Origin of the sequence: Bacillus cereus group sp. N24 (genome assembly GCF_016483345.1) — a bacterium.
GTDB lineage: Bacteria > Bacillota > Bacilli > Bacillales > Bacillaceae_G > Bacillus_A > Bacillus_A toyonensis.
The window spans coordinates 1-23,331 of the sequence record NZ_JAEHCA010000044.1 but is presented as its reverse complement, the minus strand read 5'-3'; the positions used below and the strand labels follow the sequence as shown (position 1 = coordinate 23,331).

Here is a 23,331-nt window from a genome sequence, read left to right as displayed (position 1 = left end):
GGATTAGTTGACTAGGTACACCAAGTGGTAACTTGTAAACATAATTCATACTTATATCATCTTTAATTTCTTTTATAAAAATGGGATATTGTAATTCACCTTTATGTTGAACACAAACCTTTGTAATTTCAAAAAACGTTGCAATTTTTTTCTTATCATTCGGTCCATTACTTTGGTAAAAATAAGCTACAGTTATAAAAGTTGCTGGGATTAATAAAAGTGACAACATTCCCTCCATACCTCCTTAAGGTAGTTGAGCCTGTATGGAAGCTTAGAAAAAGCTGTTTAAAATGCGCTATTATAATCATTTTCAACTACCAGATGTAATGCTAGCGTAGAAACACATCTAGAATATCCATTAGAACGTACCAAACGCTCCCAATTAGTAAGCATTTAAGACCCGCACGTAGCAACCAACCTGGAAGATAAAAACCTTTCTTCTTCAGCAATTGTATTCCTAAAACTGAAGCTCCCGTCATGCCATACACAATCCCTAGCTCTCCAATGATAGTCATATTAACCCCATCCTTTTGGTTTAATGGACAAATTCCCTTTACCGTCCTTAAAAAGTTGATATTCATCTAATAGCTGATTCCAGGAGACAGCCAGTTCATCACCATATAGATCCTCTTCGATTTTTTGACTTAAATAATAATACCCTCGGTATTGTCGGTCCAGGTATACTTCATGTCGTTGCATGTGTTCTTGTATAGCACATACGTTTTCTTCATTGTTAGTCGCTTTGTACATTTGTTTCAATGTTCGAGAAGAATACAAATAAGGTGTACTATACAGTATTTGATATTGATTCATATGTTTTCACCATCCATATAGAATTCTAGATACACTAAATACATATGATAATGATATGAGTTTTCGAATTTGTCCCTAAAAAAATACGTCATTCCAAAATAGGAATGACGTTTGACAGGAATCTTAAATTCTCTGACATGTTGCTATAGCCTTAAAAAATAACTGTGAGGATAGTTATAGATTTATTTTTGAACACATAATGGTATTTTATGAACGCTATATTTTGGTTAGTTTTTCTATAATCATTGTTTATCGTTATACTATATCAGTTCGTTTATGAATATTAGTTAATAAAATCTAATATAAATATATATCTTATATATATATTTAAAATATAAAGATAAAACTTATATAGGACTGAGAAATGTACGTATATCCTTACTGTAACAAAGCCTTTTAACATTACATAGCGTAAAAAATCATAAATAGTAGAATTTTACAGCAGAAAAACAAACCATAATAAGCTCTAAAAACTACAAATAATCATAAATGAAATTTAGTATTTCTACATAAAAAATGAAACAAATTAATACATTATTAAACATATTTATTCAATCGTGAAATTTCATATGAATTCATGGAATCTCCACAATTTGATTATAGTTACCCACAAAACATTCACATTATGTGTTAATTAATCAACATAATCCATATTTAGCACATAATTCACATGAATATTGATGATTTTTGATAGATGAAGGCGTATAAGCTATTTATATCAATGATAATTGCACTAAATTACTCACATTATGTGTTATTTATCTACTTATCCACGAAATTTAATTTATTTCTTATGATTTCTTGTAGGTATTTGAATGTATTTAGACAACTCATAACGTCTTTTTATGAAGGTATGTGTAGAAATTGAGATAAGTACCATACTATTTTTGTATATGATTGCATAAAAAAAGACTCTATTATGAATAGAATCGAGTAAAGTTACTTATTGTGAAGAAGGAGTAAATTTCTTTTAAATAAAAGGATCAACACGAATAGCCCTCTATCTTGAATTTTTTCAAAAATAGAGAGCTGATGATGATTAGTTCGCTTTCATTGCTGTCAGTACTTGCTCAGCTGTTGTTACTTGGATACCAGCGCGTATTAACTTTTCAAAGGCACGCATAAATGTAATTAAATTGAAGCTATCTGGTACTTCAATAACACGAAGCTTTTCTTTCGGTAATCTATCTATCTTTTCAATGAACAATTCACGAACATCACTAGGAATAATACGCTCTTTATGCCCTCTAGCTTTTAAGAGTTCACGTATTTCAATTTCTAAAGCCATATAAGCGTTGAGGTTTGTACCTTGTTCATAGGCGTACTTTCTAAACAACGTTTCTTCTTGATACTTTAGATAGTTGCGGTGATACGATTCCTCTGTAACAGGTATAGCAAATTTAGAGTTTAGTAATTCATACGTTTTGCGGAACAATTTTTTGATGTTTCGCAGAGAGTACATAGAGAAATGCAATCCGAAATCAAATACAGCTTGTTCTTTTTGTTCTTTTGGAACATGCTGTGTAATAAGCGGATAGATACCTTCTTTAGCAGCTGTATCAAGAATTTTATATTGTGATGTTTGATTTAATAATTTCTTCAGTGTATATACTAACTTGCTTGGATATTCTTCATGACGATCTATCATGTCACGTAAGCTATGGATTACACTTCGAATTTGTCGATTGCATGTATGTTTTAGCACATGAATAAATTTGTTCATGTCTTGTGTAAATTCTCCAATACTCATCTCTTGTAGTACGGATTCGATAAAACGAGCTTTACGAGCATAAGTAAGCTTTGGTGTGAATGGATCACGATACTGTACTTCTCCGATTTCTTTTGTACATAAGAAATCGGTATGTAAGGATAGATATAGAGTTGTATATCTTTTTTTATTCTTAACTCCTTTTTGTAATTTACAAATTTTAAATAGTGGAGTCCCTGTACATGGTAATGCAGTTGTTAACTCTGTTATAACCGCACGTATCTGATGTGGGTATTTTTTATGTAAGAAGCGGTACATCCCACCAAAATGAGTTCTATTGCCTCTTTCATCTTGTTTGTCTAAGGAACGTTTTAGTGTAGTTTCACTGTGCTGTTGCATTGCCATATCTAAGAATAGTTTCTTAGATGCAATTGATAACTCAAAGAAAGCTTTTGTAAATACCACTGGGCTAATATAAACATATGCATTGGCCTTTTCAGTTTCTTCATTCATAAAATGAGTTAATTTAATTGTATATCGGCCATCTAATTCATTTTCGATCGAAATAATGTTATGTATACTTAATTTCTTTAACGCAATATAGAATTGAGAATGCTGTATGTAAGCAAATTCTTCTTTATATAGTTTGTAATCTTCCCACATCATATGTATTGTTACATTTGGAATGACTCCATTTGTGTAACATTTTTTATGTAGATATAAGAAGACTTCCAGATCTGCGTTTGTAATGCCATATAATTTATGCTTTCTTCCCATTGTTTCCGAAATAGCAGATAGTGTACGACGTGAAAAAGATGGTTTAGCCTGTGCAACGAAGCCATCCACATCGGCAATACGCTCTTCGTATGTCATATGATCAACAATATCCTCAAGGTATGTATCTTTATAGCTGTAGTATTTCTCTTCGAAAGTTTCAACAAGTTTTTGCCAAGACTTCAGTGTTACTAAAACTGCATTTGTGGATTGTCCATTTAGACTACGTTGATTACGAATAATAAATGATTTTCCCATCTTTTTCACCTCCTACCTATAAATCTTGAAATAAATACCAAAAACTATAAAATATATCAATTTTGATTATACCAAATCGAAATTTGATGAAATGCGTCCCTTTAAGAGAAAAAATGAAAAGATGAAACGGCCTTTAATCCCTTGTGTACCAAGGGGTTTCAGGAATCTTTCATTTTTTTTTATGGACATGATATGGCTATAGATTTTCATATTAGTAGAAAAGATGAAAAATAGAAAAAAACCTGTATAAGTATGATTAAATCAACAGTTATATTAGTTTTTCAAAAGGAAAAAGGGACATGATATGGCTATAAATTTTCATGTTTATAATTATGAGTTAAATAAGAAAAACTCTTTAAATAGTGATGTTGATGGGATTTATCTGTAATTTTCCAATTGAAAAAGGGACATGAATTAGCTAGGTGAGTTTTCATGTTCGGTTAAAAAAAGGAACATCATATAGCTATATGTTTTCATGTTGCATAAATACATGAAAATAGAGTTAGAAACGTGTTAATCCTTAATGCGAAAGGGTTTATGGGCTTTTTATCTAAAAAAAAAGGGACATCATATAGCTGTAAATTTTCATAACTAATAGTATTGCTGTAATAGAAAAGCTTATATATCAAGGTTTAAGCAATATTAGAAAAAAATTTCGAGTTAGTAAGAAAGAGACACATAATGTTATTTTTGTTTCATGTTTTGTAAAAAAGGGACATGATATGACTATAAATTTTCATGTTCATGAGTTTGGGATGTTCGAAGTAATCGAAAAATAAAAGCACTAAACAAGACTTGTTAAGCGTAGTTCCCCTTTTGAATATTAGGCATAAAACGATTAAACTTTATTTTCAAGCTAGAGTAACTATGTTTTTAAGGTGAAATTAGAGCAAGGTGAATAAAATGTCGAAAATATAAGAATTTTGTTATTTTTTTGTTGATTTATGTTATTTATAATGTTAAACTCATAACAACAAAGAAAGAGTAAACGAAAACCCTTAGCGATTAATTTGTCAGAATATTCACTTTTTATCGGTTACTCCGTGTGATTTTCACGTTTGTGTATTGCTTTTCCACTCTTTCTTTGTTCTTCCTTATAAAAGAAAACGACCTGTTTTTATCCAAGTTGTTTTCTCTTGTAAAGATTTAATTTTTTTTAACATTTGGGATTACTATTTTAAAAATTATTATTGTTTAGGAGGGATAGCTAATAGCTTAGACACTTAATGAAGAGTTTTTATTACAATGGAGCGGATCCAGAAAGAGGTGAAAAACAAGAAATTTGGATATTAGTTTTTTAACTTTAGAAAAGGAAGAATAAAAATATAGTGGACATACAATTACAATAAAGGAATGCAGTATAGATTATTATACTTGCATTCCTTTGCCATGAAAATGTATGGTGTTAGTGCGTTATATAATATAAAAGTTGTCCTGAATTTTCTACCTATATTTTCTGTATTGAATTTTATCAATCCTGTTTATTAGTTAATTTAATGATGATTTGTTTAGGGATTCTCACGGTTATCTTTCCTGGTTATCATAATATGTTTTATCTGCGTATTTTTTATCATTTCCTTTTAGATAGGCTAAGATTACTTTTGGATTTTTAAGTAAAGCCCAGTCTCCATATGTATCAAATCTTCTGCATGAAGTGATCATTCCATTTTTAATTGTACCGAATTTCTTATTATTTTGCTTTCCCCACACTTTTAACCGTTTAGCGAAATCTGCATCTTCTGCCATAAGCATGTTTTCATTAAATCCGTTGATTTCCATAAAGTCTTTTTTATAGCACCAAAAAATCCCGACAGATATAGCTCCATACTTAAAAAGTAAGGGGATTATTATTAAAATTGCGGAAAAGAATATTCCTAAAGATATTCTTTCAATCTTCCCAGTTACCCCACCACCAATGTATTTACCTGAAGCTAAATATTTATCTACATTAGATAACATAGACTCTGCCATTTGAGTATCAGCATCTATAGTAATGATTATTTCTCCACTAGCTATTTTAGCCCCTGCATTTCGGATTTTAGACAAATTTTTATCGTTATTTTTTAATGTAATACAATTATAAGATTTTGCTATTTCCTCTGTTTTATCTGTACAACGATTTAAAACAACTATGACCTCAATTTGATCTTTATATGCTTCTGATGCCTTTGCAATTGAATCTAAACATTTCCTAATGTACTTTTCTTCATTGTGAGCAGGTATTATAATAGAAAACTTCACATCTTTTTTAAAATTGACTCCTGAAGGTTCATTTGTATCAGTCATAATATTCCCCCTTTTTATAAAGTGAATTTTAACTATACATAACATATATTAACATTTTTGAGGTTTTATTAGAGAAAGCAAAAATAAAATTTAATCGTTTTGAAAAAAGATGCCCCGTTTTATCCCTTTGGATTTTACAAATTGATTGAGTCTTGTATAATCAGTTACAGAGCGGGCTATAAGTATGCAAACTAGAGCCTTTAACATGTTAACAACGAAATAGGAACGGGAATATTCTGACTTCATTTCTAGTTTTTATAAAAAGGAACATCATATAGCTAATTATTTTCAAGTTCAGATTAAGAATAACTAAATGTATATAAGGAGCAGAATTTATATGGATGACGTTCTACAATTGTTTAGAGATGCACTATCAATAACGGAACAATTGTATAAAAAAGATGAGCAATTGTGGCAAAAATGGGTGTCTTATTATGTTGAGGTTGAAGCAGATAAAAGTAAAATTGTGACTTCAGAATACCTTTCTCCATCATTTTCAATGCTCGTACAGTGGCTAGAGCAACAACAAAGAAAAGGTATTTCTCCTCTAGATATATATAGAAATATTGATGAATATAGATTAATCATTGATGAGACAATAGGTGTCTTTATTGAACAAGAGTTTCGTAAAAATCAGACAGCTAGTAATAAAGTGCATACAGCAACAAGTGAATCAAATGCAAGCACATTGAATGAAAATTATTTAGAAGTGAATAACTCCGCAGTATATTATAAGTTAAGGGATGGAATAGCTAAAAATCAATTTGAAGAAGATGAAAATACACTGTTAAAATCATATCCTATTGAAACAAAGGATAGTAATGGAGTGGCACAGCTTTCCTCTCATAAAGATGAAGATCTAAAATTAACGAATATTGAAGAGGCAGCAAGATGGAATACATTAGTAGATGGTGTAATGAGTAATATGGATGATTTAACTGCAGATTGTTTAGATACCATCACGATTCAATGGTTGAATGAAGCAAAATCGCCCGATGAATTTATTGATTTTTCATATGAACAAGTTTTAGAGATGTGCAGTATTTCAAAGGCTAAGGCAAATGGTGTTGAATACTACAGGGTAGAAGATAAAATTAAAGTAGCGAAGCGGATTGCGGCCCTAGCAAGTATTTTTATATATCTAAATGATGACAATGAAGTAGTCGTATTAAATGATCGTGCTGAAACAGGTAAGCATTATGAAGTAAAACGTGAGGTAATTAAAAGACTATTCGTATTAGATTCTGTAGTTTTATGGAGAGATAAAAACACAAACGAATACATGGGAATAGAATCGTGCCGAATCAAACCAGGAAGTTTCTTATCTGGATATTTATATGGATCTAATAGTACTACCGCATTATTATCAAAAAAGGCACTTGAATATAATAGTTATAGACATAAATATCATAAAAGGTTAATTCGATATTTGACATGGCAATGGAGAATACGTCAAATGTTTTCTAGTTTACAAAGACCTTATTCCATAGGTGGAGATAAAGGTTTGTTAGCAGTTATGGGGATAAACCAGAAACAAAAACCGAATCGTATTCGCGAACAATTAGAAAATGTTCTTATGGATCTAGAAAAAGAAGAGGTAATTTCTCATTGGGAATATGATAATGGTTTAGAAGAAGAAAAACTAACAAAAAAGAATTGGTTTAAAAACTATTATTTACAGTTAGGAATAGTAATATTGCCGCCAAAAGAACTAATTAGTTCAATGGAAAACTTAGCAAAAAAGAAAACAATTGATACAATACATGAGGAAAATCAGCCAATAAAAATTGTAGAAAAACCATTAGATACAACTGAAAATGAACAAGTAATTAGAGAAAAAATAGAGTTTGTGCATATGAAAAAGAATATAACTATGCGAGAACTTTCAATTGAGATAGGTATATCGCAGCCTACTCTTTCTAGATTTTATAATAAAAAAACAAAACGTCTCTCTAGTACGGCGAGAAGCAAATTAAATCAATGGTATAAACGACAGTTAATCATTGATAAAATGTAAGTTGAAAATTAAACCTAAAAAAAGAGTCCTATTTCTAGGACTCTTTTTTTAGAGTATTTACATACTAATTACCAAATAAACTTGCCGTATCAAGATCATCATATTCATCATTCAAAACATTTGTTTCAGATTTAGAAACGTCTTCTTTTTTTTCATCTTCATTATCGGGCTTCTCTTCAGAAGTTCCAATTACTTCATTAGAAGATTTAATCTCATTATGGATGTTTTGATCATCATTTTTGATAATGAGTTTTGAATCATTCAATAGGACCCGTTTAACCTCATTTAAAAAATCTTTATCTTGAAGTAAGATCTCTCTTTGCATTTGTTGTTGAATCTTATAATCACCAACATCTTGTAAACCATGTTTATCAATAAAGTAACAGACAAGTTTATATAATGAATCTGCTATATTCCCTTGAGATTCAAACCATTTAAAGAACTCTTCATTCTCAATTTTTTTGAGATTCCAAAAGAAAGATTCTCTTTTCTTGTCAGCCATATTATCTCACCTTTTTTCGAGTAAGAATCTTCTTGATTACTTGCATCCCTCTAGCATTCATATCTACAGCATATTTTTCTGGTATCCATAATAAGTACATACCAACTTGCTCACAATACTCTAATAGTTGATTATATAACTCATCTTTAAAAGTAACACTTCCCCCACCGTATACACATAAAATTTCAGCTTCACTGGCGGTATTGCTTACATACTTTTCACTTGTATCTTCTAAGATAAGTTCAGCTTGTTCTACTTTTGTAATATTAAAGTACCCAGTTGCTTCTTCATAGTATTTATGATCTGGATCTTGAAGGATTTGTGAGAATTGTTGGCGTTTAATGTTTGTTCCACGTTCTTGGTTTAATAGCTTAACAGCTTCTTCTGTAGCGTGCCCAACTCCACGTCTTTCTCCACTACAAGCATCAATGACTGGATTTACACCAACTGTGTATATATACTCAGTTGTTCCATCACCAATGTCGCTATGTAAGATTTTTTTGTTCTTAAAGAAGGATTTTTCAACTGTCTCTACCTCAAGTTTGTCTTTATATAGTTTAATAAAGTCACTAAACATATCTTCTTCGCCTTCAAGGATTGCATATAAAGGAGGAACGCCTTCCTGGGTAATGTTTGCACTGTTGAATGTTAAGCTGACTGTTACTTGTTCTTCCCCTACATAAACAACTACAACATGATTTGAATTAGTAAAACGTTGCTCTAGGTGTTTTGCATTTACTGGTGTCCATTGGCTTGCTGGAATAGCTGAAATAAGATCAACAGTCACATTAATTGATTGTGGTAGTTGTTCAGTTCTTTCCCACTCAAGCTGAACGGATTTATTTGCAATTAGTCCTAGCATATTAATTAACGGCAAATCATCGTTATATTTTTGACCTACTTTAATGTTCATGTTTTTTGGGTTCTTCCCTGTCAGCATCGCTCGATTACCAATAAAGTACATACCAGATCTTCTAATTGATTTACTAGCAATATTTACAAACATATTGTCTACTAGATTAATCACATTTTTTTGAGTGTTTGTTTCTGTTACATTTGGCATTGAGTAAACGCTTTGATATACGTTTTTCATTTTTATGTATTCACCATTAATGTAACCTTTAAAAGAATCGTTCCCAATATCGCCTTCAATGTCTATATGAAGAGTTTTTCCTTTTGAATTCTTCATTATACATCACCTCTATAAAATTTATTTTTTATTTATATTTAATAAATATATTATACCTTAAAAATAGAGTAATTACAAGGTTTTGGACGGGATTAACCTTAATTAAATATCGATTAGATATAATTTAAATATAAAATTAATGTTTAAATGAATTCTTTTTATATTTAACGGTTGATTAATTAGGTTTCTATATAAAATAAATATAAAATAGATATTTATTTTATATTTATTAGAAATAAGTTCAGTTCGTTTGCTAGATTGATTGTTTTTATAGTTAATTGTATCTTTTGTAAGGCATTTATATAAACCTTGGAGAAGTTTTCTATATGAGTTGAATGAATTCCTTTAAGATATTCTTAGGAATTAAAGTTAAAATCAATAGTTTAAATTATAATCTACTTAAGAGAATTTGAAGTTTTCGAGGATGTATAAAATCCACTAACAGACAAACGTTATCAAAGTGTTAATTTGGTGTTTAATAATACATAAACGCTATACGTTATTATGGCGTTTATCCCTTTAATAACAACGTTTGTAAGGTTTTTGTTAACGAATAATAAAGTTGTTTTAAAAATAAAATAGATGTTTAAAAACAGGCTGTAAAATCGGATTTTTACAGCCTGTTCCTTGTATATATATAGCTAGAATAAAGCATGTTTGGATTTCAATTTATACTCTATCTTTATCGTTTTCCGACAGAAGACTCCTTCCTCAAAAATGTGAAGGTGTGAAACACCAATTTTAGGTGGGAGATGAATGTCGGTTGGGATAGGCCAACATGTTTGCCATCATTTACTTGTACAGATTGCTCTTTGAAAACTGAAGATGTGAGGTTGGTTGCAGAAAAACGTTGCAACCGTAAAATCTTCAACGTTCTATCGCCCACACTTGCCGAAGTTGCGAAAACCAAGCTAAAGTAGCGAATGTGGTGAGTCAACGTACAAGATACTTATGTTCTCACCGTAGGGACTACGGGTAGAGCCTGCTAAGATAACCGGTGGATAATCGGTGTTCGCAGGAATCTCCCACTTCAAACAGTCCGTTAGGACGTTAAGTGGTGAGTAGTTCAAAAACATCCATTACCCTAAACGTTTGAGAAATTAGCAATAAGTCTGGAGCAAAAGTAAGTCCATACGGGCTTAATTCCCAAGTGAGAAATTCAACACGCTCACTATACCAATAATCATAGCTTAAATCACCTGTACCCTCAGATCTGGAAAAATCACTTGTTACTTCATTCATTTTAAAAAAATCAATCTCTGTATATTTTATAATTGCTAATCGAGTATTGTCTCCAGCCAATACAATATCGAACTGACCAAACTTTTGAATTTCTTCTCCTTCAAGCCCGTAAACACAATGTGCAGCGTATATTTCTGTTTTGATTCCTTTTACATCTAAACTTCTTAATTCATCTCTCATTTCCTTGGAACCATCTCCAAACATCCATGCATCTGGAACACTTATGTTTAACTCATTTTCTCGCGCGCACATATGCCAATATTCTTCTATCTTATTAACTTATATTAGTCCCTCATCCCTATAATCTCTCAATATTTTAGAAGAACATGTAAGCTATTAAATATATTAATTTAGGATATTTTGATTTCTCTGATCCATGTAAATAATGTGAGTTCCCAGTTTACATAATAACATTCGGCATGACCCTCTAGATTTAGTGTAATAACTGATAGACAGCTTAAGTTATAGTGTCCAAAAGTAATAATGAAAGCATTAATTAGAGCGAGTAATTTGTATATGAACCAACCTAATTATTTAAGTTAGAATTCATTTTTTAGTAAATAAAGTAGTTAGTTGGATCTGAAAGTTTAATACTTTCAAGAGGATGTGATGTTTTAGAGAATGTAACTAAACCCCCTAAGGCATAAACGTTATCAAAGTGTTATTTTGGTGTTTAAGAATACGTAAACGCTATCCGTTTTTGTAGCGACTATCCCTTTCATATCAACGTTTATGAGGGCTCATCTATTTAGAGGGATGCGACTTGTATTAAGATTGCTTAGAGATAATGATAAGAGATTTGCTGGTAAAGCTGAAAGTTGAGAATCTAGAAAGTTTTGTTTGTGAAATTTAGGGACGCTTTATTTTAAATGCAACTACAAATTTAAAATAAGCTAGCATTCTATATTCGTAATAAAGAAACGTAATTTAAGTATTCAATATATAATTTCATTACAACAAGATTAAAACGAATACAGAATGAACGCTTGTGAAGTGGTAAATTAACGTTCTAATGAACGTGAACGCTATGCGTTCATAACCCGTTAAACCCGTTGTGTTATGGGGTTAAGGCATTCTTACTTAAATTCTATAATATAAAAATATTAAAAAGTCAGGGCGTTACAGCGTCTAACCAAGCTTTCCGAAAAATCGCTGGAATTTTGATGGTTTTGAAAATAACGATCAATACATTGATATTAATTAATACCGAGGATCTTTGAGATTCATAGGTAAGGCCAAAGAAATATATAAATACTTCTAATTGTTGAAATGGTGGAAGTACCTTAAACGCAATAAAATTGAAAGTAATACTCTAAATTTTATACAAAATTAAATTTAAATTTGAGTTGAGGAATAACTATATAGAATTGAAGTATATAAAAACTAAAATTTATCGTGAACGCTAGGCGTTTATGGTGCGTTAATCCGTTGATATTAAAAGAATTAAGATGAATTTGATATGTTTGAATTAAGAAAAGGTTGAGAAAAAGACAGTTTTTTTTGGCTTTTTCAACTAATAATATTATTAATTGAAATTAAGTGATTTTCTCTTTATTATACTTAGGTGATATGTATGAACTTTTAATGAGTATTAATTAGATGTATATTAGTAAATATACGTTTTACTTTTGAAGTTAAATAGGTATTAAAGACAGATATAAGAGGGATTCTTTTTAATGATGTATATTTAGCATTGTGAAGGTGATTTGAAAAATAAAAAAAAGCGGTAATTACCGCTTTTTTTTATTTGGGAAATGTGTTTAAAAGAAAATCGCCCAATTATTTTCGATTAAACAAACGTTGAATGAACGTTTGTTTAATGTTATCTTGTTGTTCTTGGCGATCCTCATTTAATAATTGAATGGCTTTATCCAGTTTTTCCTGTAGTAATTGGATTTGTAAATCTTTTTCTTCTTTTTCTGAGCGTTCTTGTAATAATAAATTAATAATATCTTGGTTTTGTTGTACAATTTTTTCTTGCTGGTTAAACATATAGGAAAACTTATCTTGAATTATTGAAATATCTGTTTGTGAACGTTTCTGAAGTGTTACCTCAGTTTCGTTTTCTTCCTGAACACCATCCGTTTTCGGAGCGTTTTCTTCGATTGTCTCCATGCTTCGTGTAGCGGCCTCTTCTAATTTCCAGTTTTGATTTAGGTATTCCTTCATTTGTTTTAAAATATCTATATCATTTTCATAATAAATTCGTTGGTTACGTTCATTTCTTTCAAATATGTATTCCATTTTTTCTAGTTCAATTGACCATCTACGAAGTGTATTAGTGTTTATATCCAGTTGCTTTGCTACTTCTTGTGCAAAATATCCATATTCCAAACTTCACACCTCCATTATTTGTGTGTTAGATATTCTTTCTTTATTAGAAGGATCATTCCTCTAATAATAAAAATCTTTATTGGTCACTCTGTAAGAAGCGTTACTACCTTTAAAATGTTTTCAGTGTAGATACTCGTGTGCTAGATTAGTCTATATATCTAGTATTAATGTTAATTAAATTATAAAGGTTATCCGTTTTGATAACGTTCACCTTTGGAAGTAAAAAGATATTGAGTAGACAATACAATAACTAAAGAATTACTTGAAATTTTATTATTAAAAGTTTGTTTCCAATATAAGAATTTTACTAGATATATGTGCAAGAATCAAAGTTTTCATTAATAGAATTAGTATCTAGTTAATATTCTTTTAATTCGAAATATAAGGAAAATTAATAGGGATGTATTGAACGCTATGCGTTTAAATAGCGTTTTACTAGTAAATAATAATACTCAATGTGAAATAGAGATACTTCTAATGAAATTTTTGTTCCTCAAAATGGCTTATAAGGTGTTTTAAACTTTTACATAATCTACAAAGTATTAGAGGTATTTAATCTTAAACAAAAATAATGCTGCTAGGTTATATTTAATAGTTTATGTTTTTTTAGTATGGTCGATCTTTTTAAAGTGCATTCAATAGCTAGTGATATTCTTTAGAAGTGGGGGAGGAAGGGGGAGGCATATAGATTCCATTTGAAATGAATAGAATTTTATCAGATTTTAGGGAAGCTGATTACAGGCATCTACATAATCATTTATATATTTTGCAAGTTGAATCGGATTCCCTAAAATTAGACAAAAGAGAAAGAATTCCAGAATGCTATATTAAATAAATCTTGTTTTAAAAAGTAAAACCATTAATAACATTAGAATAAATAATGATGCTTTTAAACTTACTCTAGCAAGCTATTCAGCATTTTCTCTTAGTAAATTTCAAGTTTAATTTGATAGTTAAAGAGGAGCTAACTATAAATATATTATGGTTAACTGTATACGTAGATTGCCTGGAACTTCAAAATACAAATCCTATAAGATGATTTGTATTTTGAAGTTTCTTGTGTCGAAAAATAGCAAGTTTATGACTGTTTATAAGAGGATATGACAAATAGCCTTGCTATGGTTGATTTTTTTAGCAAGGCTACAAACTAGTATGATTTTTTAAATTTAATTACTCTCTTCTAAAAAATTATAGAAAACAAATTCTCTTTTTTTATTTAAACCATGCAGTGATTTCTTTTCTAATGCGTTTTGATTTCTTCGTTCCCAGTTTTGTTTAGATTTTTGCCCAAACATTTTTATAAAATGTGCAGGATTGCTATTTTGAGCTTCATTGTATTGGAACCATTGCACACATTCTTCAAAATCCCATCTAGCATAGCGGTCAATATAATGTGGCATCCTTAAAGCAATTGTATATGCATCTTTTTCACTAAGATGATCTAGTTCTTGGCTTAAAATGTAGTAATAAGCTTTTCTCTGATCCTCACTTAGATAGTCATCTAAATCTTGTAATCTGTTATGCTTTTCTTTTAATTCACAATCCTTATCTGATTTTTCTTGTTTATTTATGTCGAAAACATCTAAAGAATTAGACGAGACTTGTATATCATTCTTTAGATTTTCAGGATTGGCTACAAAATTTTTCTTAAAGAGTTTTTCACGTAGAAATTTAGTGAAAGTAGAGCACACATCAATTGCTAAAGCCCATTTTATCTTAAAATATTCAATGATTTTTAAATAGTTGTTATGTATGGTTAATATGTAAATTGAAGGGGCAATCTTACCATGTCTTCGCACTTTAATTTGTTGGCATACGCCCAGATCTTGCAGCCATGTCAACACGTAGTTAATGACTGGTTTTGAAATGCCTGATTTTTTGCTGATGTGTTCTTGCCTAACTTGACTATAGCCTTCTTGTACTAAATAAGATAAAACAGTCTCTAAGGCTTCATATTTTCTTTTGGTAAGATAATCTTTAGTGGTAACACCCTCATATTCTAGGACAATAGTATCAATATAAGTAGTAATTTTCTTTATTGCTTGATTTATAGCTCCAGAAGTCTTTGATAAGTGTTTGATACGTGGACTTAATTCAGCTTTTGCTCGACTGAGCAAAAAAATTTGTAAAATCACAAAAAAACCTCCTATTTCTCCCACTAAACACATACAGAAAAACATGGAAAAATAGAGGTTCTTATTCACATTAAATTCACTTTATGTTATAATTATAGTCATAAGCGAACATTAAAAAATGTTAAATAAGACCCTTGCTATTATAGGAGTTTTAAATTGGTTCATGTCGCCAAACTAGAGACCAATTTAAAACTGAGTATAGTGGGGTTTTTTTTATGTGTACATATTTTTAAAAAACATTTTCTCTTCAAAATACAATCTTTCTATCTATCTTATATTGTTATTAAAATAATATCAATCCCCTTAAGTAGCCTTTGTTATCCCATCTGTAAAAAAACATTTTAATTCATTTAAACATATCTGTATTTAAATGTTTATACCTCATAATTTTTTCGAATTTTCGGATAAATAAATATAAAATTTTAAAAATGGGCACTTTACACATAACTATAAGGTCTTCGTGTTAAAATATTTTTAATTATGAAATTTGTGAAAAAATATCAGATAATATAATGACAAGTTTTGATTACCCAATGATTAAATTTAATTATTAACCTCCAAGAATATACTAAAATACTACACTATAGATTAAAACGTCTTTTTAATAATTTATATTGGGTGATGTGTCTTGTGCTTGGAAGGGGGCTTTACATTGGAGAATTTAATGGGGAAATTGTCGAAAATTAAAGCTGAAAAGAAAATCAGTAGTAGACAACTAGCAAAGGAAATTGGAACAAGTAAAACAACAATTGATAACGGACTTCAATGTAAAACAGAAGAGTTTAAATTTGAGGTTTTCTTAAAATTAGTTCAAGTCATTTGTGATAATTTGGAAGAGCAAAGAAAAATCATTCATGAATATATTCTTCTTTGTAAAACACCATTAAATGTACAAAAAGCATTATGCTATTGCCAAGCAATGGGAGAATACAAAGTAATAACGGATATTATAGAAAAGCATGCTGATACAAAGGGATTAAAGAAGTACATAACAGTTTATAAAATACAGAATAAAAGAAATCAAAATATAGCAAGAGGTCAGCAACTTCTGGATGAGATGTATACTAAAGATTTCTCTTCAGATACAGTGTGTCAAGCAGCTTTAAATATCTTATATATGGAAGCAATGTACGATAAGCAAAATTATAATGCGGTTATTCCTTATGCTGATCGTACCAATGTTATTTTAAAAGAAGTGAAACAAGAGTACGTTAAGAGATGCATGCAGATGAAATATAAAGAGCGAATGGCTTATATATATTTAATGAGAAATGACTTAGAAAGATGCCGCAATACATGTTATGAAATTTTAGACTCTGAATTGGATATTTCCATTATCAAGGCTACAGCTTGGTGCTGTTTAGGAGAAAGTTTTACGTTTGAATGTCCATCTACGGCTGAGAAGTACATTAAGAAAGCCATTTCTCTTTGTGAAAGTATTCAAGTTCCACAAAAAACACAAAAGTATTTAGCGTTTCATACCACACTAGCGCATTTGTATATAGAAAATGGTATTAATTTAGATGAGATAAGATTTGATCTTATTCATTCGTCTGAGAAGGCTTTTTTTGAATGTATGCATGGTGATTGGGAAAAAGGAACTAAACTATATGAAGATCTGAGAAAGGATGGTAAAAAATTCACGGCTTTCCAGCAGTATTCGTTTTCAAAAGTAAATAATGATATAATAGGATTAAAGGAATCGTTAGAATCTTTTGAATTAACAGGTAATATTTTTTATTCGCAATACGTCAAGAAAGACCTATTAAAAGAAGAGGTGAAGTCAAGTGAATAAATTTTTAGCGGTTACGTTATATACCGTAATGTTATTGACATCGTTTTTTCAATTAGAAACACCAGATTCACAACATGCAAAAGCGCAAGATACAAATAAATATGTTATGCAAAGGATGGTCGACCCCGGTGGTGGTTAAGCCGTTTAAGCAAGAAAGACGCTACTAAAAAGTAGCGTCTTTCGTACTTTATAATGGTGGCTCATTATTAAAAAGCGTAAAAATTTCGTGCCACTAACACATACAATTTGTGCAAAATACGGGAGGTTTACAAGATGAATCTTAATCAAGAGTGGTTTAATGAAATGATTAACCAGGATAATAATATTTTAGAAACTTATCGTGAATTATTACTGTTAATTGGAAGTTTTCAAGAAAAATAATGCCTTTCAGCTATGTTTTAATTTATTTTTAGTCTCAATTCTGTGCGTTAAGTATTTTGCATACTCAATTAACTCATTTTCTAATAATGGTTTATCTTTATCAGGAATGCTTTTATAACTTTCATACAAATCTTGTGCTAAACGTTCTACAATTAATTTTCGATCTTCAGTTGTAAGAGCTTCACTATCACCAATTTTATGATTTAGGAGTCGATCAGTACTTACATTGAAATAAATGGAAATCTTTTGGAGCATTTCAAAACTTGGCTCTTTCCTGTTATTTTCCCAGTTGGAAATAGTACTACTAGCGACTCCTAAAACAGCACCAAGTTCCTTCATATTTAATCCTTTAAGTGTTCTTAGAATTCTAACATTTTCCCCGAAATAATTCTGTATCATCTAGTTCACTCCAATCGATATTTTCACCTTTAGGATATTAATTAACTTCTTAAGGTGAATTAAATTCACCTTAAGGATAGAAAAGTATCCCCAAGGGATTGACATTCTACTTTAAGGAGAATAGAATGTGAGTAAGGGGGTGAGAAATTGACTATTATACGCAATATTAGAGAATCAAAAGGGTTATCAATTCAAGAGCTGTCGGATGCTTCTGAAATACCCATGAAAACTCTGTATCACATTGAAACTGGTACCAAAGGAGTTATTGAAAATAGGGCAAAAGTTCTTGCTGATATTTTCAATGAGCCAATTGAAAAACTGTTTTTTGCTACGTACTATCGTGCAAGATTAGAATAAAACAAATTTCATTTACTCATTAAACAATAATTATACATCTATATTGTAAATGAACAATACAGAAAAGGGGTAACATAATTAATTTTTTAAGTTGATAAAACTGAAAATTTAGTTTTTGGCTAACTTTATAAATTGCATATCATATGAGGAAGCTGTTAGTCATGTTGAAACGTTCAAGTCAAATGTTACTCATTACAATAACTGCGCTCCTTGTAGCATTAAACCTCCTATTTCCGACAACAATAAACTTCTGAACTCTGAAGCTTCCATATGGATAGTAGACATATAAAGAAACATCCGCACCAGACGGATATTACGGAAGGAGGAAATACTCTCTTTTAAAATTAAAGAAGTGGGTCGATTTATTAAGTACATGGTAAAGGATTAGAAGAAACCGACACGAACTACACCAGAGACACCACAATCAGAACAATCATAAAAACCGAAGCAATCAGAAGCGTCGCAACCACAGGTACCGGAACAACCAAAAGTAACCGGAAAACCTGTCATTCCACACTAGAGAAACCACTACAGATTGTTATAAAACCACAACCACAACCACAACAAACACCAAAGAAAATTGGAATTTATCTTCCAACAACAGGCGGAAAAGCCGAAAATCCTTACTTAAAATGGATCAGTCTTGCATGTGTTGTACTTGGCTTAATTGGAGCCGTATTTGCAGTTAGAATCCGTACGAAAGCTCAATCGTGATATAAAAGAATATGAACCTCATTTTAGTGATGTAGCTGAAAATCCGTTAGGCCTCGTTATTGGATGTCGGAATGCATGTTTACTCGTCATTCCCATTTGGACAGTTATTTTTTGGATAGAGAGCAAGATATAAGAAACCGAGAGGGAGATGATATGAGATGTCAGAAATCTACGTCGGTAAAATAAAAAAATTAGGGAAACTTGGGGAAGCCGTGATGCGGTGCAAGAATGCTTGGCTTTCTAAAGAACTTATACAAGGTATTTCAATCGCTCAAACTGTAATCAAGCTGAAAGAACGGTATGATTTCTGGATAGAATCCGCTACGAACTTACTAGCAGGAATTATTTTGTACTTAAATCAACGACATGGAGATTTCTATTATTTAGATTTAGAAAAGGTTAGGGAATTTGTACAACAAGCAAAAGAAAAAGATCCCTATCTTTTGGAGTTAAGTGAGTTATTGAAGAAAGATCATCCGGCCTATCAAATGTTTAGCGTATTAGCCTTATCAGCAAAAGAAACAAGGCAAGGCACAATCAGTACACTTTTACGAATTTTAGATGAGCAGCAAGAACAATATGAAAAATTAGAGAAACAGAGAGAGTATCTTGGGTTTCAGTACTAGTTATTAGTGGAAAATGAAATAGGAAGGAGTGCAACGTATGTTAGGTGTAGCTAAGAAGTATACAAAGTTGATTAGAGTGTTGAAAGAGCTGAATGAAAGGGAAAAGGTCGCAGGCGTGATAAAAGCTCGTTTTGGGGCGTATAAATCAGTCATAGAAGGTGTGAAAGAAACAACAGATGATTTTATTTTCATTTTTGATCCGAAAGGCAACTTTTATGAAGATACTCATCAAGAAAAACGAAAACAAGGATATCAAATCATCAAACATGATTTACTAACTGGTTATGAAACACTACAAATGGATCTAAAACAAAAATCCGTTGTGTACATCAGTGTAGAAACGGAAACGAGTACGTATCAAGAGAGAGGGGAAGCATTATCAAATTTTCTTCAATATCTAACAGAATGCAAGAATATAAGACCGATTCACCTGGTATTTCATCAATATGATTTGTACCCAATCCCTCATATGGAGCAGTTTTTAAAAGAAAGCGCAACATACCACATTCAGCATTCAATTGTAGTTGAATCTCAATCCGCATTACAGCACATATACGGAAAAGAGGCAGCACAACGCATTATAACCTCGTATAACACAACAATCCTAGCATGATATGAAGCACTCGTTCACTATTTCGTCCTATCTAGATGGCTAGAAAACTAGACAAGGGAGAAGCGTTTTTCTCCCTTCTTTATCAAAATAGGAGGCGTTCATATGGGAAAAGAAAAAAGACTCACATTTTATGATATTGCCGCATCACAAGCTCACAGTGTTAAAACTTTTGATGGAAAAACATACGAACTGAAAGGTACCATCGCAATTGAAAATAGCACAGGAAGCATCGAAAAGGTAGCTCAAATTTATTATCAAGTGCGCTCGGTAAGAGATGAGCATCAAAACTTAATTGCTAAACGAAAAAATAAACATGCGGAATTAGTAGCTGTAAAACAAAAGTGTAAATAAAAAAAGCGATTTTGAAGTGTGCTGAGAATATAGCACAAAACAAGTTGCTCTTTGAAAATTTGAATATATATATTGCGTATCTTTTCCTTTCCGTAATGATGTAGAAGGATGATATACGGCTTTCAATATATATGCGTGCTTCCCTTCGAAAGGTCACTAGAGGGGGTAGGTATACGATTATCGTTGGGTGAGTAAGATCGTAAAACTCATCTGTGACCACTGGGAAATGCATTGTATCAAAGACCTGTTTGTGTCAGTACTCGTGAGGAATAACCCATTTTGACATTCTAAAGAAGCGAGGAACATCACAACAGTAGATACATAAGGTTCTACGTTCACGCCAAAATACGTAGTGCGGTATTGGGCATATAGAAGCTAGGTCGGGATTAGTCTCTATACGCATGCCAATACAGGGTTCGTCATTCCAGCCATAAATGATATTTCCGTTTTATACACTTATTTCTTATAAATGTTATGAAATAAAGACAGATGTTTAAGTTTAAATGTGTCTCATCACACTTCAAAATCGCTTGTAAAAATTTGATATAGGGAGGAACATACATGAGTCGTAAAGGGTTGATCATTTCCGCTGTTGTTGGACTGTTAATTGCAATTGGTATTGGTTCAACATTTGTCTTTAGCTCGGGAAAAGGGGAAGTAATGGAACTTAGTCCGTTAGAAATGAAGAAGTTCATGAGTGAGGATGGAACAGGTTTTGTTATGTTGAATTCTAATATGAGGCATAGTAATGATTGGATTTTTCTTGTAAAGAATATAGCTGAAAAGGAAAAGATTCAAGTAAGAGGATTGAATGAAAATCGTGAGGACATTCCAGGTTCCAGTAATCCTCATGATTGGGGCTTATCACAACGAAGGGATTCTCTCGCTTATTATGAAAAAGGAAAACTGAAAAAAGATATTGATTTTTCTAAGTTTAAAGAGTCCGAACTTGAAAAAGAAGTTACCTATTTTGTCCAAAAATGCAAAGAACAATATCAGAAGTAATCACATAATCATTGAAAGACCTGTGGTGTGATGTCAAGTAGGTATTTTAGTACTTGAACTATTAAATCTAGTATTACAGCTTAAAAAAGGCAATAGGAAACTAGACCATCAACTAATTGTAAATTAATGGTATTTAAAGGGAAGGGAAAATGTCGCTAGATATCATCTATCAACGCCCCTTCCAGGCGCGTAAATTTGGTTATTGCGTAGTAGCGCATCAACCAAACGCACAAATTTTCTTGCAGTTAAGACGAGGGCACGTTTGTGCTTATGTTTAGGCACTTCTGCAGACTTTTTCGTATAATAATCACGATATTCAGGTACATGACGTCTTACGGAGTTGGCGGCTTCAACTAGGTAATAACGTAAGTACGGATTTCCTGATTTTGTTAAGGATGTATTTTCTGCAGTAAAGCGACCAGACTGGTATTTTTTCCAGAAGAGGCCTGCATATTTTGCGATACGTGTTTCATCGGCAAAGCGGTCAATTTGACCAATCTCAGCGACAATACCTGCCGCGAATACAGGACCTACACCAGGAATACTGTCAAGGGTTTGCGGTAACGTTGACATCAAACTTTCTATACCTTTCTCAATCTCCTTAATTTGAGCTTGATAGGTGCGCATAATCTGAATAGAGGTGCTTAGTAAGAGATCAATAGAATCTTCTACGACTTTGCTTAATCTATACGAACCTTTAACAGCTTTTTGGATGGATTTCGCTACGTCTTCTGGATTACCAAAACGCTTTTTTCCTTTTTCCTGAAGGAAAAAAACGAGCTCTTGTAAAGGCATTTGAGCCATTTCTTCTAAACTAAATCGTTCTAGAAATAATTCCATCATGGCATTTCCGAATACAGAGGATTCAACGTCTTGAGTAAATTGGCTGCATTTCAATCCTAGGTGTTGAAGAAAATGTTGTTTTTCTTTCGTCAAGGCATGTACGAGTTGATAGCGAGAACGAGTTAATTGTTGTAAGGCCATATATTGTTCTTCTTTTACAATAGACATCGTATGGCGACCAAAACGAACATAGTCTGCAATGACAAATGCATCAATTGTATCGGTTTTATCCATTTCCGGATAGCTTTTTTTAAAATTTGAAATTTGTTTTGGATTAATCATAAATACCTGAGAACCGTAGGTTCTAAGTTCCTTGTCATTATGAAGGAACATGGCTGGGTGGTAGCTATAAATTGATGTAGATTCTAATCCAATCTTAATGATTTTACAATTGGATTTAGAAGCTGTGTCTAGAATTTTTTTCTTTAAAATCAAAGCGCCAGGTAAATCATTTGTAATAGTGAATGATTGTAAACAATCCCCTTCACCATTTAAAAAACAAATTTTCGCATCTTGAGAGCTCACATCTAAACCTACAAATAATTTCATGAGAAAACTCCTCCTTTCTTTTAGAATCACTGGAAACTTTCTTGGACGTCTGGGGATATCCCTAGTGTGATCGCTGACCAACATCCTCGTGTATAAGAACTTATTCTTACTCCAAAAGCCGCCCTAGCGCTACTAACAGCTAGGTTTGAAGTAAGGGGAACAGCCTGTGAGTAGGAAGCATAAAGCGAACACTGGGAAACAGTCTTTCCTTGTAGTTATATCTACAGGTGGTGAAGGAATTGTCCCAAATGATCCTTACTTTCATTATCTAGGAATATCCTCGGACGTCCAAGAAAATATAGATTAAATATGTCCGACAAAAAGTAATTAAACATAATATACGAGGTGGTGATATAGTGGCGATTACACAGAGGGAATTAAAAAAAGAAAAAGATATGGTAGCAAACCTATTAAGAGCCAATGGTCAGGATTATAACCAT

19 protein-coding genes and 2 pseudogenes are annotated in these 23,331 nt (G+C 31.6%); 9 read left to right on the top strand and 12 right to left on the bottom strand.

Annotation, left to right across the window (positions count from 1 at the left end; genetic code table 11):
- The 5 genes and pseudogenes from JDS95_RS28875 to JDS95_RS28855 form a co-directional block, all read right to left on the bottom strand.
- Window positions 1-229: pseudogene (locus JDS95_RS28875) on the bottom strand (FtsK/SpoIIIE domain-containing protein); the annotation flags it as partial.
- Window positions 230-329: 100 nt separating this feature from the next.
- Window positions 330-515 (bottom strand): hypothetical protein, encoded by a 186-nt coding sequence (locus JDS95_RS28870; RefSeq protein ID WP_000152451.1) that lies wholly within the window; start codon window positions 513-515, stop codon window positions 330-332.
- Between the two features lies 1 nt (window position 516).
- Entirely contained in the window at window positions 517-813 is a 297-nt protein-coding gene (locus JDS95_RS28865) for a hypothetical protein (RefSeq protein WP_144467716.1), read from the bottom strand.
- Window positions 814-1,852: 1,039 nt separating this feature from the next.
- Window positions 1,853-3,553 carry a hypothetical protein gene (locus JDS95_RS28860; protein ID WP_199690967.1) on the bottom strand — a complete coding sequence of 567 codons (1,701 nt, stop codon included), beginning with the start codon at window positions 3,551-3,553 and terminating at the stop codon, window positions 1,853-1,855.
- A 1,524-nt stretch (window positions 3,554-5,077) separates the two neighbouring features.
- Window positions 5,078-5,839, bottom strand: coding sequence for a glycosyltransferase family 2 protein (locus tag JDS95_RS28855; RefSeq protein ID WP_199690966.1), 762 nt, complete (start codon window positions 5,837-5,839; stop codon window positions 5,078-5,080).
- Window positions 5,840-6,176: 337 nt separating this feature from the next.
- Here JDS95_RS28855 and JDS95_RS28850 point away from each other — a divergent pair, with 337 nt between their 5' ends.
- Complete coding sequence (locus tag JDS95_RS28850; RefSeq protein ID WP_199690965.1) at window positions 6,177-7,856, top strand: helix-turn-helix domain-containing protein; 1,680 nt, start codon at window positions 6,177-6,179, stop codon at window positions 7,854-7,856.
- 64 nt (window positions 7,857-7,920) lie between these two features.
- Here JDS95_RS28850 and JDS95_RS28845 read toward each other — a convergent pair whose 3' ends face one another.
- The 5 genes from JDS95_RS28845 to JDS95_RS28825 form a co-directional block, all read right to left on the bottom strand.
- Window positions 7,921-8,358: a hypothetical protein gene (locus JDS95_RS28845; RefSeq protein WP_000763937.1), complete on the bottom strand. Its 438-nt coding sequence runs from the start codon at window positions 8,356-8,358 to the stop codon at window positions 7,921-7,923.
- A gap of 1 nt (window position 8,359) precedes the next feature.
- Window positions 8,360-9,547: a ParM/StbA family protein gene (locus JDS95_RS28840; protein WP_000798156.1), complete on the bottom strand. Its 1,188-nt coding sequence runs from the start codon at window positions 9,545-9,547 to the stop codon at window positions 8,360-8,362.
- A 1,050-nt stretch (window positions 9,548-10,597) separates the two neighbouring features.
- A complete protein-coding gene (locus JDS95_RS28835) occupies window positions 10,598-11,041 on the bottom strand; it encodes an ASCH domain-containing protein (protein ID WP_242474204.1) in 444 nt (147 codons plus the stop codon).
- Between the two features lie 1,527 nt (window positions 11,042-12,568).
- On the bottom strand, window positions 12,569-13,123 hold the full coding sequence (locus tag JDS95_RS28830; RefSeq protein WP_199690964.1) for a MerR family transcriptional regulator: 555 nt from the start codon (window positions 13,121-13,123) through the stop codon (window positions 12,569-12,571).
- Window positions 13,124-14,289: 1,166 nt separating this feature from the next.
- Window positions 14,290-15,258 (bottom strand): Replicase RepFR55, encoded by a 969-nt coding sequence (locus tag JDS95_RS28825; RefSeq protein WP_199690963.1) that lies wholly within the window; start codon window positions 15,256-15,258, stop codon window positions 14,290-14,292.
- Between the two features lie 664 nt (window positions 15,259-15,922).
- Between JDS95_RS28825 and JDS95_RS28820 the strand changes: the two genes are divergently transcribed.
- Complete coding sequence (locus JDS95_RS28820; RefSeq protein WP_199690968.1) at window positions 15,923-17,053, top strand: AimR family lysis-lysogeny pheromone receptor; 1,131 nt, start codon at window positions 15,923-15,925, stop codon at window positions 17,051-17,053.
- A 387-nt stretch (window positions 17,054-17,440) separates the two neighbouring features.
- On the opposite strand, the gene JDS95_RS28810 is transcribed toward JDS95_RS28820, so the two are convergent.
- The gene (locus tag JDS95_RS28810; RefSeq protein ID WP_000615756.1) at window positions 17,441-17,833 is read right to left on the bottom strand and encodes a helix-turn-helix domain-containing protein; all 393 of its coding nucleotides are present in this window, start codon (window positions 17,831-17,833) and stop codon (window positions 17,441-17,443) included.
- Between the two features lie 147 nt (window positions 17,834-17,980).
- Between JDS95_RS28810 and JDS95_RS28805 the strand changes: the two genes are divergently transcribed.
- The 6 genes and pseudogenes from JDS95_RS28805 (at window position 17,981) to JDS95_RS28785 (ending at window position 21,499) form a co-directional block, all read left to right on the top strand.
- Complete coding sequence (locus tag JDS95_RS28805) at window positions 17,981-18,190, top strand: helix-turn-helix transcriptional regulator (RefSeq protein WP_000152610.1); 210 nt, start codon at window positions 17,981-17,983, stop codon at window positions 18,188-18,190.
- Window positions 18,191-18,471: 281 nt separating this feature from the next.
- Window positions 18,472-18,904, top strand: a pseudogene (locus tag JDS95_RS31410) (adhesin); the annotation flags it as partial.
- Window positions 18,905-19,062: 158 nt separating this feature from the next.
- Window positions 19,063-19,530, top strand: a complete 468-nt coding sequence (locus tag JDS95_RS28800; RefSeq protein ID WP_199690962.1) for a type IV secretory system conjugative DNA transfer family protein — start codon at window positions 19,063-19,065, stop codon at window positions 19,528-19,530.
- Between the two features lie 37 nt (window positions 19,531-19,567).
- The gene (locus JDS95_RS28795; RefSeq protein ID WP_085450827.1) at window positions 19,568-20,143 is read left to right on the top strand and encodes a TraM recognition domain-containing protein; all 576 of its coding nucleotides are present in this window, start codon (window positions 19,568-19,570) and stop codon (window positions 20,141-20,143) included.
- A gap of 102 nt (window positions 20,144-20,245) precedes the next feature.
- Window positions 20,246-20,494 carry a hypothetical protein gene (locus JDS95_RS28790; RefSeq protein ID WP_000514061.1) on the top strand — a complete coding sequence of 83 codons (249 nt, stop codon included), beginning with the start codon at window positions 20,246-20,248 and terminating at the stop codon, window positions 20,492-20,494.
- Between the two features lie 561 nt (window positions 20,495-21,055).
- The gene (locus tag JDS95_RS28785; protein WP_199690961.1) at window positions 21,056-21,499 is read left to right on the top strand and encodes a hypothetical protein; all 444 of its coding nucleotides are present in this window, start codon (window positions 21,056-21,058) and stop codon (window positions 21,497-21,499) included.
- Between the two features lie 162 nt (window positions 21,500-21,661).
- Here JDS95_RS28785 and JDS95_RS28780 read toward each other — a convergent pair whose 3' ends face one another.
- Window positions 21,662-22,891, bottom strand: coding sequence for an IS110 family RNA-guided transposase (locus JDS95_RS28780; RefSeq protein WP_000765657.1), 1,230 nt, complete (start codon window positions 22,889-22,891; stop codon window positions 21,662-21,664).
- Window positions 22,892-23,057: 166 nt separating this feature from the next.
- Between JDS95_RS28780 and JDS95_RS28775 the strand changes: the two genes are divergently transcribed.
- Entirely contained in the window at window positions 23,058-23,198 is a 141-nt protein-coding gene (locus JDS95_RS28775; protein WP_014990590.1) for a hypothetical protein, read from the top strand.
- The last annotated feature ends 133 nt before the right edge of the window (window positions 23,199-23,331 follow it).

Bases quoted from the DNA above. Each gene is read 5' to 3' on its own strand.
- JDS95_RS28835 (WP_242474204.1), bottom strand. From the start codon at position 11,041: ATGTGCGCGCGAGAAAATGAGTTAAACATAAGTGTTCCAGATGCATGG.
- JDS95_RS28795 (WP_085450827.1), top strand. From the start codon at position 19,568: ATGTTAGGTGTAGCTAAGAAGTATACAAAGTTGATTAGAGTGTTGAAA.
- JDS95_RS28785 (WP_199690961.1), top strand. From the start codon at position 21,056: ATGAGTCGTAAAGGGTTGATCATTTCCGCTGTTGTTGGACTGTTAATT.
- JDS95_RS28780 (WP_000765657.1), bottom strand. From the start codon at position 22,891: ATGAAATTATTTGTAGGTTTAGATGTGAGCTCTCAAGATGCGAAAATT.
- JDS95_RS28855 (WP_199690966.1), bottom strand. From the start codon at position 5,839: ATGACTGATACAAATGAACCTTCAGGAGTCAATTTTAAAAAAGATGTG.
- JDS95_RS28820 (WP_199690968.1), top strand. From the start codon at position 15,923: ATGGGGAAATTGTCGAAAATTAAAGCTGAAAAGAAAATCAGTAGTAGA.
- JDS95_RS28865 (WP_144467716.1), bottom strand. From the start codon at position 813: ATGAATCAATATCAAATACTGTATAGTACACCTTATTTGTATTCTTCT.
- JDS95_RS28810 (WP_000615756.1), bottom strand. From the start codon at position 17,833: ATGATACAGAATTATTTCGGGGAAAATGTTAGAATTCTAAGAACACTT.
- JDS95_RS28860 (WP_199690967.1), bottom strand. From the start codon at position 3,553: ATGGGAAAATCATTTATTATTCGTAATCAACGTAGTCTAAATGGACAA.
- JDS95_RS28840 (WP_000798156.1), bottom strand. From the start codon at position 9,547: ATGAAGAATTCAAAAGGAAAAACTCTTCATATAGACATTGAAGGCGAT.
- JDS95_RS28800 (WP_199690962.1), top strand. From the start codon at position 19,063: ATGTCAGAAATCTACGTCGGTAAAATAAAAAAATTAGGGAAACTTGGG.
- JDS95_RS28845 (WP_000763937.1), bottom strand. From the start codon at position 8,358: ATGGCTGACAAGAAAAGAGAATCTTTCTTTTGGAATCTCAAAAAAATT.
- JDS95_RS28850 (WP_199690965.1), top strand. From the start codon at position 6,177: ATGGATGACGTTCTACAATTGTTTAGAGATGCACTATCAATAACGGAA.
- JDS95_RS28870 (WP_000152451.1), bottom strand. From the start codon at position 515: ATGACTATCATTGGAGAGCTAGGGATTGTGTATGGCATGACGGGAGCT.
- JDS95_RS28790 (WP_000514061.1), top strand. From the start codon at position 20,246: ATGGGAAAAGAAAAAAGACTCACATTTTATGATATTGCCGCATCACAA.